Consider the following 12,834-nt stretch of genomic DNA (forward strand, 5'->3'; position numbering starts at 1 on the left):
TAGCTTTTATAAATTCAAATTGAAAGCGTTCGCATGAAGGGGATGAACATAAATGAAAAAATTCGGATTGGCAACACAAATTTTTGTCGCGCTTGTTTTAGGGATTGTAGTAGGGGCAGTCTTTTATGGCAATAAAACGGCGATTTCTTATATCACACCAATTGGGGATATATTTATTCACTTAATTAAGATGATTGTAGTACCAATTGTTATTTCAGCATTAATTGTTGCAGTAGCTGGTGTAGGAGATATGAAAAAGCTTGGGAAACTAGGCGGTAAGACAATTCTTTATTTCGAAATTATTACGACGATTGCTATTTTAATGGGATTACTTGCAGCGAATATATTCCAACCAGGTACTGGCGTTGATATGAGTAATTTACAGCAAAGTGATATTTCTTCTTATAAACAAACTGCAGATGCAACAGAGAAGAAAGGTTTTGCTGAGACAATTGTTCACATTGTACCGAAAAACGTATTTGAATCGATTGCACAAGGTGACCTATTACCGATTATATTCTTCTCAGTATTGTTCGGCTTAGGAGTTGCGGCAATTGGGGAAAAAGGAAAGCCTGTTTTTAACTTTTTTGAAGGCGTACTCGAAGCGATGTTTTGGGTTACAAATCAAGTTATGAAATTTGCACCATTTGGTGTATTCGCATTAATTGCCGTTACGGTTGCAAAATTTGGTGTAGCGACATTACTTCCGCTAGGAAAACTAGTGCTAGCTGTATACGTAACTGTTATACTATTCGTTGTGATTGTATTAGGTATTAATGCACGAATGGTTGGAGTAAACATTTTTACATTAATGAAAATTTTAAAAGAAGAATTGATTCTTTCGTTTACGACAGCAAGTTCAGAAGCTGTTTTACCTAATATAATGAGAAAAATGGAAGAGTTCGGTTGTCCAAAGGCAGTTGCCTCTTTCGTAATTCCGACAGGTTATACATTTAACTTGACTGGATCGGCTATTTATCAAGCATTAGCGGCATTGTTTGTTGCACAAATGTACGGTGTGCACATGTCACTAACGGAGCAAATAACGTTATTATTCGTTCTCATGTTAACATCCAAAGGTATGGCGGGAGTTCCAGGTGCATCGTTCGTTGTTGTATTAGCAACGTTAGGTTCAATGGGGCTACCACTAGAAGGTATCGCGTTAATTGCGGGAATTGACCGCATTTTAGATATGATTCGCTCATCTGTCAATGTATTAGGAAATGCATTAGCGGCCATTGTTATGTCGAAGTGGGAAGGCGAATTCGATAATGAGAAAGCAAAACAATATGTAGAAACAGTCAAAGAAACAAAAGCAGCATAAGAAATCGTTAAGGAGTGAATAATCATGGCAACATTAACTGAAGTTAAAAATGGTGTTCGAATTGAAAAAGATTTTTTAGGTGAAAAAGAAGTACCAAACTATGCATACTACGGCGTACAAACAATGCGTGCAGTTGAAAATTTCCCAATTACAGGATACAAAATCCATGAAGGCTTAATTAGAGCGTTCGCAATTGTAAAAAAAGCAGCAGCACTTGCGAATACAGATGTAGGAAGATTGGAATTGAACAAGGGTGGCGTGATTGCAGAAGCTGCTCAAGAAATTCTTGATGGAAAATGGCATGATCATTTCATCGTAGATCCAATTCAAGGCGGAGCAGGTACTTCAATGAACATGAATGCAAATGAAGTCATTGCCAATCGTGCTCTTGAATTATTAGGAATGGAAAAGGGAGACTATCACTATATTAGTCCAAATAGTCATGTAAACATGGCGCAATCAACAAATGATGCATTCCCAACGGCGATTCATATCGCAACGTTAAATGCATTAGAAGGCTTATTACAAACGATGGGTTATATGCATGATGTATTTGAATTAAAAGCAGAACAGTTCGATCATGTGATTAAAATGGGTCGTACACATTTACAAGATGCTGTGCCAATTCGTCTTGGACAAGAGTTTAAAGCATACTCTCGCGTACTTGAACGTGATATGAAACGAATTCAACAATCACGTCAACACTTATATGAAGTGAACATGGGAGCAACTGCAGTTGGTACAGGCTTAAATGCAGACCCAGAATATATTGAAGCAGTTGTAAAACATTTAGCTGCAATTAGTGAACTACCACTAGTTGGTGCAGAAGACTTAGTAGATGCAACGCAAAATACAGATGCATACACAGAAGTATCTGCAGCACTTAAAGTATGTATGATGAATATGTCTAAAATTGCGAATGACCTTCGCTTAATGGCATCAGGTCCACGCGTTGGTTTAGCGGAAATTATGCTACCAGCTCGTCAACCTGGTTCTTCTATTATGCCAGGGAAAGTAAACCCTGTTATGCCAGAAGTTATTAATCAAATTGCGTTCCAAGTAATTGGTAATGACCATACAATTTGCCTTGCTTCAGAAGCAGGACAATTAGAATTAAACGTGATGGAACCAGTACTTGTTTTCAACTTACTTCAATCAATTAGCATTATGAATAACGGTTTCCGTGCCTTTACAGATAATTGCTTAAAAGGAATTGAAGCGAATGAAGATCGCTTAAAAGAGTATGTTGAGAAGAGTGTAGGAATTATTACAGCCGTGAACCCTCATATCGGTTATGAAGCAGCAGCTCGCGTTGCGAAAGAAGCAATTGCAACAGGCCAATCCGTTCGAGAACTTTGTGTGAAAAATGGTGTATTGTCACAAGAAGACTTAGAGTTAATTCTAGATCCATTCGAAATGACACATCCAGGGATTGCAGGAGCAACTCTTTTAAAGAAAAATTAAAAGAAGAGGGGGGACAAGCCCCTCTTTTTTGTTTACAATATAGAAATGCTATATATGAATAGAGGTAGGGATGTTATGAGCAAGTTTACAGTAGCTTCTAATGGTGCATTAGAAACAACATTAAGAGGAGCAGAAGTATTATCAACACCACTTTTAAATAAAGGGGTAGCTTTCACACAAAATGAAAGAGAAGAGTTAGGTTTAAAAGGGTTATTACCGCCAGCGGTTTTAACGTTAGAAGAACAGGCACGCCGAGCATACGAACAATTTAGTTCTCAGCCGGATGATTTATTAAAGAATGTATACTTAACTGCGTTACATGATCGAAATGAAGTATTATTTTATCGTATATTAACAGATCATTTACGTGAAATGTTACCGATTGTATATACACCAACTGTCGGTGTAGCAATTCAAAGATATAGTCATGAATATCGTAAACCACGTGGCGTTTATTTATCAATTAACGATTCATCAGGTATCGAAGAAGCATTTACCAATATCGGTGCAACAGCTGAGAACATTGATTTAGTCGTTGTAACAGATGGAGAAGGCATATTAGGAATTGGTGACTGGGGCGTTGGTGGTATTAACATCGCAATCGGAAAATTAGCTGTTTACACTGCTGCAGTTGGAATCGATCCTAGCCGCGTATTACCGGTAATTTTAGATGTAGGTACAAACCGTGAGGAACTATTAAACAATCCATTTTATATTGGAAATCGTCACCCTCGTATAACAGGTGAAGCTTACGATGAATTTATTGATACGTTTGTACAAGCGGTAAATAAACAATTCCCGAAAGCACTTTTACATTGGGAAGACTTTAGCTCTCGTAACGCACGAAAAATTTTAGATAAATACCGTCATGACGTTTGTACGTTTAATGATGATATTCAAGGTACAGGTGCAGTTTCACTTGCGGCAGTATTATCGGCAGTGAAAGCTTCTGGTGTACCGCTAAGTGAACACCGCGTTGTTGTATTTGGTGCTGGTACGGCTGGAATCGGTATCGCAGATCAAGTTAGAGATGCGATGGTCCGCGTAGGTGTATCTGAAGAAGAATCATATAAGCGTTTCTGGTGTATTGATCGTAACGGGTTAGTTACAGATAATATGGAAGATCTTCTTGATTTCCAAATTCCGTACGCAAGAAAAGAAGCAGAAGTAAGTGAGTGGAAAGAAAATGATGTGATCGGACTTGCTGAAGTTGTGAAACATGTAAAACCGACAATTTTAATTGGTACATCTACTGTTGCAGGTGCATTTAAAGAAGAGATTATTAAAGAAATGGCTTCTCACGTAGAAAGACCAATCATTTTACCAATGTCGAATCCGACGCCACTTGCTGAAGCAAAACCAGCAGATTTAATCGAGTGGACAGAAGGAAGAGCGTTAGTTGCAACAGGAAGTCCATTTGAACCAGTTACATATAACGGTGTAACGTATGTGATTGGACAATCAAATAATGCACTTATTTTCCCAGGGCTTGGTCTTGGAACAATTGTAGTACGAGCAAGCGTCATGACGGATGGAATGTTCGCAGCGGCTGCTGAAGCAGTTGCAAGTATGGTAGATACAAGTCAGCCAGGAGCACCTATTTTACCAGAGGTCGAAGAATTACGTAATATCTCAGAAATGGTTGCAATTGAAGTAGCGAAAGTTGCAGTTGCAGAAGGTGTTGCAAGAGTGAACTTAAGTGATAACGATATCAAGATGGCAGTGCAAGAAGCAATGTGGAAGCCAGAGTATCGCCAAATAAAAGCGGTAGAAAAGGTTAGAATATAGAAAAAAAGCCCGTTTATAACAATAAGCGGGCTTTCGCTTTTACTACTGAATAAAAGTATAGGAAGTGTCACCTTTGAATTGGAATCAATTATGGAAGAAAGATATGTCCCTTTTAATTATATTAATGGTCGTTGTTCCGATTGCTGGGGAGCTGAACTTTCATCCCTTTAATGATACGTTTCGAGTTAGCTTCGGTACACCGCTATTCTTCTTTTTATTATTATTTTTAAGAAGAGTACCAGCAGGAGTTGCAGGTATTCTTGTTGGTATATCTGTAGTCTTATTCCGAGTATGTCTTGACTGGATCATGCAAGGTTCATTTCATATGACAGAATCATTTTATTTGCGTTATCCTGTGTTCTTCTATTATTTTATTTATGGCAGTTTTTTTTCGCTTTGTAGGGTAAATAAGTTCCATCAGAAACCAATCATTATTGGATGCCTTGGAATTTCAATTGAAATTGTTGCAAGTATGTCAGAACTTGCGTTTTATCACATGTTAGTACTAGGTACAACAATAACGATTTCTGAAGTGAATAAACTTATTATTATTGCTATTTTTCGTAGTTTCTTTGCACTTGGTTTTTTAAATATGATGAATTTATATGAAACGAAATTAAAAGAATCGCAAGTTCGAAAAGAAAATGAAAATATGTTAATGCATCTTTCTAATTTATATGTGGAATCTGTTCATTTGAAAAAGACGTTACAAAATGCGGAGTTAATTACACAAGAAGCATATCAACTATATCGAAATTTACAAGTAAGCGCTGATTCAAGTAGTAAAACAGCATTGAAAATAGCGGGGGAAGTGCATGAAATAAAAAAGGATAATCAAAGGATATTTGCAGGATTATCTAAACTGTTATTAGATAAAAATGTGGCTGAATATGTAGAAGGACATGAGTTAGCAGAGATGATTGTTAGAATAAACGAGAAGTATGCTGAAATGCTAGAAAAGGATATACGTTTTTCTAAACATATAGAAGGTGAGCATGCTGCATACCACGTGTATACAGTGCTATCAATTTTTAATAACTTAGTTGCAAATGCAGTTGAAGCAATTGAAGATAAAGGTTTCGTTATTATTAAGCTATATAAAAGAAATCAGCATATATTTTTTGAAGTAATTGACGATGGGCCTGGTATTACACAAAAGTATAAGAAATTAGTATTTAAGCCAGGATTTACTTCCAAGTATGATCAAACGGGAACACCGTCAACTGGTATTGGGCTTTCTTACATAAATGAAATGGTAACAGAGCTAGGCGGAGAAGTGAAATTAGAAGACCGAGAAAATAAAAGAGGATGTAAGTTTATCGTTTGTTTACCAGAGGATAGTTTAAAGCAGGAAGGGGAATAGATTTGTTTTATTATATCGTAGACGATGATGAAGTTTTCCGTTCGATGCTTTCGCAAATTATTGAAGATGGAGATCTTGGAGAAGTAATTGGTGAGGCGGATGACGGAGCTTTTATTGAAGCGGATCAACTAAATTTTAAAAAAGTAGATATTTTATTTATTGATTTGTTGATGCCGATGAGGGACGGAATTGAAACAGTTCGTCACATTGCGTCAACTTTCACGGGGAAAATCATTATGATTTCTCAAGTGGAATCGAAGCAGCTTATAGGTGAGGCATATACACTTGGTGTAGAATATTATATTACAAAACCATTAAACAAAATCGAAGTTGTATCTGTTGTACGCAAAGTGATGGAGCGTATTAGATTGGAGCGTTCTATACATGATATTCAAAAATCATTGAATAACGTGTTTCAGTGGGAAAAGCCGCAATTGCGTACTGAACCAGTGCAAGAAGGAAAAAAGATAGGGGATTTAGGACGCTTTTTACTATCAGAACTCGGTATTGCGGGAGAGAATGGAAGTAAAGATTTACTTAGTATGCTGGAATATTTATATGGTCAAGAAAAGGCACAGACATTTGAGTTTGGCTTTCCTGCGTTAAAAGAAATTTTTCATCATATTACGATAAGGAAATTAGGGGATCTAGCTTTAGAGGCGGATATTGATAAAGAGAAAAAAGCGTCTGAACAAAGAGTACGTCGAGCTATTTATCAGTCGTTAAATCATTTGGCTTCTTTAGGATTAACAGACTTTTCAAATCCAAAATTTGAAAGCTATGCTCCAAAATTTTTCGATTTTACCGTAGTTAGAAAACGGATGACAGAAATGACGAAAGATGAACTCGCATCTTCTGGTCATACGCGAATTAATACGAAGAAGTTTATTCAAGTGTTGTATTTTGAGGCGAAGAGGTTGATGGAGATAGAGTGAAGAAGATGCTTATAAATAAGCATCTTCTTTTGTTAAATCAACATTTTATATTTTCTCGTGGAGCATGTAAAATGTTAAGTAAGAGAAAATGGTTTTATATTAAGGAAGTGTCAAAGCGATGAGTTTCACATTGAATAAATCGATTATTAAAGAAGTGTGCGGAGAGACCTCATATAAAAGAGGTGAAGCCTATTATAAATCAAATAAAGTGATAATAGATCATTACGATGAAAATAAAGAAATTTGTGAGGCGACAGTAAAAGGGAACGAGGATTTCCATGTTACAGTAGCAAAAGCCAAAAAGGGTGATGTTGTTGCAAAATGTAGTTGTCCTTCATTAGCGTCTTTTCAAACGTACTGTCAACATGTTGCAGCAGTATTAATACAAATAAACTATAATCAACAAACAGGTGGAATGAGCTCCACTAGTAGCAGAAATGATCAATTGACAAGTGGTATGTTTCAGCTGTTTGCAGACAAACCACTGAGGCCAAAAAGTAAACAACACCGTTTTGATACACGTGAAATATTAGATATTGAGTTTATATGTACACCAGTTGCTACGAGAAGTGGTGGGGCTCTTCTTGGAATTCAATTGAAACTTGCCAAAGTGTATTTCATAAATCATATTAGAGAATTTCTTTCTAAGGTGGAGAAAAGAGAGTCTTTTCATTGTTCAAATGAATTTACATATACACCAGATGTACATAGTTTTAAACAAGAAACGGATGCGATTATTCAGCAGCTCATTAAAATGTATCATAACGAAAAAATGTATGAAGATACGCTAGAAGTACACGCGAAACAAGATGAAAGTATGATATTTATACCACCAGCTTCATGGAAAGATATGCTCTTTTCACTTTCTAAAGCTGAATATGTACAGCTGAAACAAAATGAACAACTGTTTCAGGGATTACAAGTTTCAAAAGGGTTGTTGCCGTTACACTTTGAATTTACGAAGGGAAATAATGGCGGATTTACACTTCATATAGAGGGTTTAAATCGTGTACAAGTTATGGATATGTATAACAATGCACTTTACGATGGGAAATTATATCACTTACACATTGAAGATTGTATGCGACTTATTGAATTACAAAAGATGATGAGTCGCTCAAATAGTAATCAGTTTTATATTCCAGAAAGTAAGATGGAACATTTCGTCGCGAAAGTTGTACCAGGATTAATGAAGCTCGGAACTGTACACATTGATGAAGTAATATCGGATCGTGTTGAAACACCTTCGCTAAAAGCGAAATTGTATTTAGACCGCGTGAAAAATCGCTTATTAGCAGGTCTTGAATTTCACTATGGGAACGTCATGATTAATCCGCTAGAAGAGGATGGACAGCCGTCTGTTTTTAATCGTGATGAGAAAAAGGAAAAAGAGATTTTAGACATTATGAGTGAAAGTGCTTTTGCAAAAACAGAAGGCGGTTACTTTATGCATAATGAAGAAGCTGAGTATAATTTTTTATATCACGTCGTGCCAACATTAAAAGGTTTAGTTGATATTTATGCGACGACAGCAATCAAATTGCGAATTAGTAAAGGGGATGCAGTTCCTCTTATTAGAGTGAGAAGAAAAGAAAGAATTGATTGGTTGTCATTTCGTTTTGATATAAAAGGAATACCAGAAGCAGAAATTAAAGGTGTATTAGCGGCCCTTGAAGAGAAACGTAAATATTATCGATTGGCGAATGGTTCGTTTTTATCGCTAGAGAGTAAAGAGTTTAATGAAATTAATCAGTTTATAAAAGAATCAGGTATTCGGAAAGAATTTTTACATGGAGAAGAGGTAAATGTTCCGCTTATTCGAAGTGTAAAATGGATGAACGGACTTCATGAAGGCAATGTTTTAAGTTTGGATGATTCTGTTCAAGAGTTAGTAGAAAACATTCAAAACCCGAAAAAATTAAAGTTTGCTGTGCCAAATACTTTAAATGCAGAAATGAGAAAGTATCAAGTATATGGGTTCGAATGGATGAAAACACTTGCTCATTACCGTTTTGGCGGTATTTTAGCAGATGATATGGGACTTGGAAAAACGTTGCAAAGCATTGCTTTTATAGATTCTGTTTTGACTGAGATTCGAGAAAAGAAACTGCCAATATTAGTCGTTTCACCATCATCTCTTGTTTATAATTGGTTTAGTGAATTGAAAAAATTCGCCCCGCATATTAGAGCAGTTATTGCAGATGGAAACCAAGCAGAGCGCCGGAAAATTTTGAAAGATATAACGGAATTTGATGTCGTAATCACGTCATATCCATTACTGAGAAGAGATATAAGATTATATGCCAGACCATTTCATACACTATTTCTTGATGAAGCACAGGCGTTTAAAAACCCTACAACGCAAACGGCAAGAGCTGTGAAAACAATTCAAGCTGAATACCGTTTCGGACTAACTGGTACACCTGTAGAAAATTCATTAGAAGAGCTATGGTCTATCTTCCATGTCGTCTTCCCGGAATTATTACCAGGAAGAAAAGAGTTCGGTGATTTAAGGCGTGAAGATATAGCGAAGCGAGTGAAACCATTCGTATTAAGACGATTAAAAGGGGACGTATTAAATGAGTTGCCAGAGAAAATAGAGCACTTACAATCATCGGAGTTATTACCCGATCAAAAGAGTCTCTATGCTGCTTATTTAGCGAAGTTAAGGGAAGAAACGTTAAAGCATTTAGACAAAGACACGTTACGTAAAAATAAAATTAGAATTTTAGCTGGTTTAACGAGATTGCGACAAATTTGTTGTCATCCCGCTTTATTTGTTGATGATTACAAAGGAAGTTCAGCTAAATTTGAACAACTGTTAGAGATTTTAGAGGAATGTAGAAGTACAGGGAAGAGAATATTAATTTTTTCTCAATTTACGAAGATGCTTTCCATTATTGGTCGTGAGTTAAATCGACAAGCAATTCCATACTTTTATTTAGACGGGAGTACACCAGCGCAGGATCGTGTAGAGCTGTGCGATCGGTTTAACGAAGGAGAAGGAGATCTATTTCTCATTTCTTTAAAAGCTGGTGGTACCGGACTTAATTTAACTGGTGCAGATACAGTAATATTATATGATTTATGGTGGAATCCAGCTGTTGAACAACAAGCGGCCGATAGGGCGTATCGAATGGGACAAAAAAATACAGTGCAAGTTATAAAGCTAGTAGCTCAGGGAACAATTGAGGAGAAAATGCATGAACTGCAAGAAAGTAAGAAAAATTTAATCGCTGAAGTGATTGAGCCGGGAGAAGAGAAATTGTCCTCAATCACAGAGGAAGAAATTCGAGATATTTTAATGATTTAATATAAAAAAGCTATGCCTTCAAATTTATGAGGGCATAGCTTTTTTGTTGTAATAATTATATTTTGTTTTGTACAAAGTAAAGAAATCAAATGTTATTTAAATTACTTCTTTGTACCTTTACTTTTGTAGGGTTTGGCAGCTGCCTTTTTCTTTGCACTTGATTGCCAACGGTTCCATCCTTTACTTCCTGTACCTTGTCCTACACCTTTTTTCGGTTTTGCTTTCGTTTTACTCATATGATCACTCCGTTATATAAAAAATCTTATTTAATAATAGCCAATGTTTTAGAAAAATATTCTGGATAAATGACTATGTTTGTTTTAAGTAAAAACAAACTGCTTGAATGCTATAGTATATCATGAAATTGCAAGTAAACTGAAAGGAATTATAAAGAAAATGAAAATAATAAGAAATACTGCGGATTCTATATTCCGAACGATCACATTAATTATTGTGTATACGTTAGTTTCGGTCAGTGAAACATTTTTTGGATTGACGAGGCAGAAAAAGTAAAGATGTTAAATTAACAACAATCAATAAAGCCGTAAAATAAAGAATTGAAAAATATTTTAAAACTTTTTGTTGACTTTCTTTATTTTTTGTATAGAATAATCATTAATAAAATGTTTCAGAGATGTGACAACAAAACGACTATGAAAGGACGAGTAGTAGTAGGACGTAGTTTAAGCGAGTCAGGGGTGGTGTGAGCCTGATACGAAGCCTATTATGAAGAACCTCCTGGAGTTGCTAACCGAAATCCTTTATAGGAAAGTAGACTTAGCCGGGAACTTCGCCGTTACAAGAAGAACAGTATCGAGATATTTCATCTCCGTATTGTATAAGTGAGCAACCTCTGTTGCTAATTTGGGTGGTACCGCGGAACCAAAGCCTTTCGTCCCAGTTTTTTGGGAAAGAAGGGCTTTTTTTGTTGGCTTCTTTTCACAACATCCAAACATTTTAGGAGGAAACCACCATGTATCAATCATTAATGACAGTAAGAGAGACTCAAATTGCAATTAAGGAAGTTAAAACATTTTTCGAGGACCAATTAGCAAAACGCCTTGAACTATTCCGCGTATCTGCACCATTATTCGTAACGAAAAAATCAGGATTAAACGATCACCTAAACGGTGTAGAACGTCCAATTGAATTTGATATGTTACATTCAGGAGAAGAATTAGAAATTGTTCATTCACTAGCGAAATGGAAACGATTTGCATTACATGAATACGGATATGAAGCTGGTGAAGGTTTATATACAAACATGAACGCGATTCGTCGTGATGAAGAACTTGATGCAACGCATTCCATTTATGTTGACCAATGGGATTGGGAAAAAATCGTTCAAAAAGAATGGCGTACTGTTGAATACTTACAAAAAACAGTACAAACAATTTATGGAATATTCAAAGATTTAGAAGATCACTTATTTGAAAAATATCCGTTCCTTGGAAAGTATTTACCGGAAGAAATTGTTTTCGTTACTTCTCAAGAATTAGAAGATAAATATCCAGAATTAACACCGAAAGATCGTGAACATGCAATTGCAAAAGAACACGGTGCAGTCTTCATTATCGGAATTGGTGATGCACTTCGTTCAGGTGAAAAGCATGACGGACGCGCAGCTGATTATGACGATTGGAAATTAAACGGTGACATTTTATTCTGGCACCCAGTACTACAATCTTCATTTGAGTTATCATCAATGGGAATTCGTGTTGATAGTAAATCACTTGATGAGCAGTTAACGAAAACTGGTGAAGACTTCAAACGTGAGTATGATTTCCATAAAGGTATACTAGAAGACGTACTACCATTAACAATCGGCGGTGGCATTGGACAATCAAGAATGTGCATGTACTTCTTACGTAAAGCACATATCGGTGAAGTTCAATCTTCTGTATGGCCTGACGATTTACGTGAAGCTTGCAAGAAAGAAAACATTCATCTGTTTTAATAGAAGTAAGGGAATAGCTTAAATATAGAGCTATTCCCTCTTTTTTATAAAACATTACTTATTTATTACCGAGTTCTTCTGCTAAACCGATTAAAATTCCTTCGACTCCACGAATGTAGCAGAGACGATACGAGTTCTCGTACTGAACTACTTCGCCAACGAGCTCTGCACCATGCTTAGTGAGTCTCGATACCATTTCGTCAATATCCTCGACAGTGAACATGACGCGTAGATAACCGAGGGCGTTTACAGGAGCTGTTCGGTGATCTGCTATAGTAGGAGGGGTGAGAAATCGCGAAAGTTCAATTCGGCTGTGGCCATCTGGAGTGACCATCATAGCAATCTCTACGCACTGAGAACCGAGTCCAGTTACGCGACCAGCCCATTCACCTTCGACATTGGCTCGACCTTCGAGATTCAAGCCAATCTCCTCAAAGAAAGAGATTGCGTTATCAAGGGATTCTACAACGATGCTGACATTGTCCATTCGTAGTAATTTGTTTTTTGCCATAGTCTTATCTCCTTATGTATAAAAGTTTATTATTTAATTATCCCCATAATTATACTACTAAGTAGTTACAAATTCCTTTCAGTCAAAAACACCTTGTCACAGTATAGGAAAATGTGACAAGGTGTTTTTTAATATATCATATAGCATCTTGTTAACGAATAGCTTTTTATTTAATAGGA

The 12,834-nt window shown here is 36.3% G+C and carries 9 protein-coding genes and 1 other annotated feature; of the genes, 7 read left to right on the forward strand and 2 right to left on the reverse strand.

Annotation, left to right across the window (positions count from 1 at the left end):
* The first annotated feature begins 52 nt into the window (after positions 1 to 52).
* The 6 genes from MR112_RS02975 (at position 53) to MR112_RS03000 (ending at position 10,187) form a co-directional block, all read left to right on the forward strand.
* A complete protein-coding gene (locus MR112_RS02975; RefSeq protein WP_000713293.1) occupies positions 53 to 1,324 on the forward strand; it encodes a cation:dicarboxylate symporter family transporter in 1,272 nt (423 codons plus the stop codon).
* Between the two features lie 24 nt (positions 1,325 to 1,348).
* Positions 1,349 to 2,788, forward strand: coding sequence for an aspartate ammonia-lyase (gene aspA, locus MR112_RS02980; protein WP_000224200.1), 1,440 nt, complete (start codon positions 1,349 to 1,351; stop codon positions 2,786 to 2,788).
* Between the two features lie 75 nt (positions 2,789 to 2,863).
* The gene (gene malS, locus MR112_RS02985) at positions 2,864 to 4,576 is read left to right on the forward strand and encodes an oxaloacetate-decarboxylating malate dehydrogenase (RefSeq protein ID WP_002195357.1); all 1,713 of its coding nucleotides are present in this window, start codon (positions 2,864 to 2,866) and stop codon (positions 4,574 to 4,576) included.
* Positions 4,577 to 4,640: 64 nt separating this feature from the next.
* Entirely contained in the window at positions 4,641 to 5,939 is a 1,299-nt protein-coding gene (locus tag MR112_RS02990; RefSeq protein ID WP_002023846.1) for a sensor histidine kinase, read from the forward strand.
* Positions 5,940 to 5,941: 2 nt separating this feature from the next.
* Entirely contained in the window at positions 5,942 to 6,874 is a 933-nt protein-coding gene (locus tag MR112_RS02995) for a response regulator (RefSeq protein ID WP_000500302.1), read from the forward strand.
* Positions 6,875 to 6,992: 118 nt separating this feature from the next.
* Positions 6,993 to 10,187, forward strand: a complete 3,195-nt coding sequence (locus MR112_RS03000; protein ID WP_074555483.1) for an SNF2 helicase associated domain-containing protein — start codon at positions 6,993 to 6,995, stop codon at positions 10,185 to 10,187.
* A 101-nt stretch (positions 10,188 to 10,288) separates the two neighbouring features.
* On the opposite strand, the gene MR112_RS03005 is transcribed toward MR112_RS03000, so the two are convergent.
* Entirely contained in the window at positions 10,289 to 10,423 is a 135-nt protein-coding gene (locus MR112_RS03005; protein ID WP_000047588.1) for a DUF3934 domain-containing protein, read from the reverse strand.
* Between the two features lie 408 nt (positions 10,424 to 10,831).
* Positions 10,832 to 11,090 (forward strand) — a binding site (T-box leader).
* A gap of 70 nt (positions 11,091 to 11,160) precedes the next feature.
* Between MR112_RS03005 and asnA the strand changes: the two genes are divergently transcribed.
* Entirely contained in the window at positions 11,161 to 12,144 is a 984-nt protein-coding gene (gene asnA, locus MR112_RS03010; RefSeq protein ID WP_000284917.1) for an aspartate--ammonia ligase, read from the forward strand.
* Between the two features lie 58 nt (positions 12,145 to 12,202).
* Here asnA and MR112_RS03015 read toward each other — a convergent pair whose 3' ends face one another.
* Positions 12,203 to 12,655 (reverse strand): VOC family protein, encoded by a 453-nt coding sequence (locus MR112_RS03015; protein WP_001107259.1) that lies wholly within the window; start codon positions 12,653 to 12,655, stop codon positions 12,203 to 12,205.
* Positions 12,656 to 12,834: the final 179 nt, after the last annotated feature.

Source organism: Bacillus cereus group sp. BfR-BA-01330, from assembly GCF_022663885.1.
In the GTDB taxonomy this organism is placed as follows: Bacteria; Bacillota; Bacilli; order Bacillales; family Bacillaceae_G; genus Bacillus_A; species Bacillus_A cereus.

Excerpts from the sequence above, each read along its gene's own strand:
- MR112_RS02975 (WP_000713293.1), top strand. The coding sequence starts at position 53 with ATGAAAAAATTCGGATTGGCAACACAAATTTTTGTCGCGCTTGTTTTA.
- aspA (WP_000224200.1), top strand. The coding sequence starts at position 1,349 with ATGGCAACATTAACTGAAGTTAAAAATGGTGTTCGAATTGAAAAAGAT.
- malS (WP_002195357.1), top strand. The coding sequence starts at position 2,864 with ATGAGCAAGTTTACAGTAGCTTCTAATGGTGCATTAGAAACAACATTA.
- MR112_RS03000 (WP_074555483.1), top strand. The coding sequence starts at position 6,993 with ATGAGTTTCACATTGAATAAATCGATTATTAAAGAAGTGTGCGGAGAG.
- MR112_RS03005 (WP_000047588.1), bottom strand. The coding sequence starts at position 10,423 with ATGAGTAAAACGAAAGCAAAACCGAAAAAAGGTGTAGGACAAGGTACA.
- asnA (WP_000284917.1), top strand. The coding sequence starts at position 11,161 with ATGTATCAATCATTAATGACAGTAAGAGAGACTCAAATTGCAATTAAG.
- MR112_RS03015 (WP_001107259.1), bottom strand. The coding sequence starts at position 12,655 with ATGGCAAAAAACAAATTACTACGAATGGACAATGTCAGCATCGTTGTA.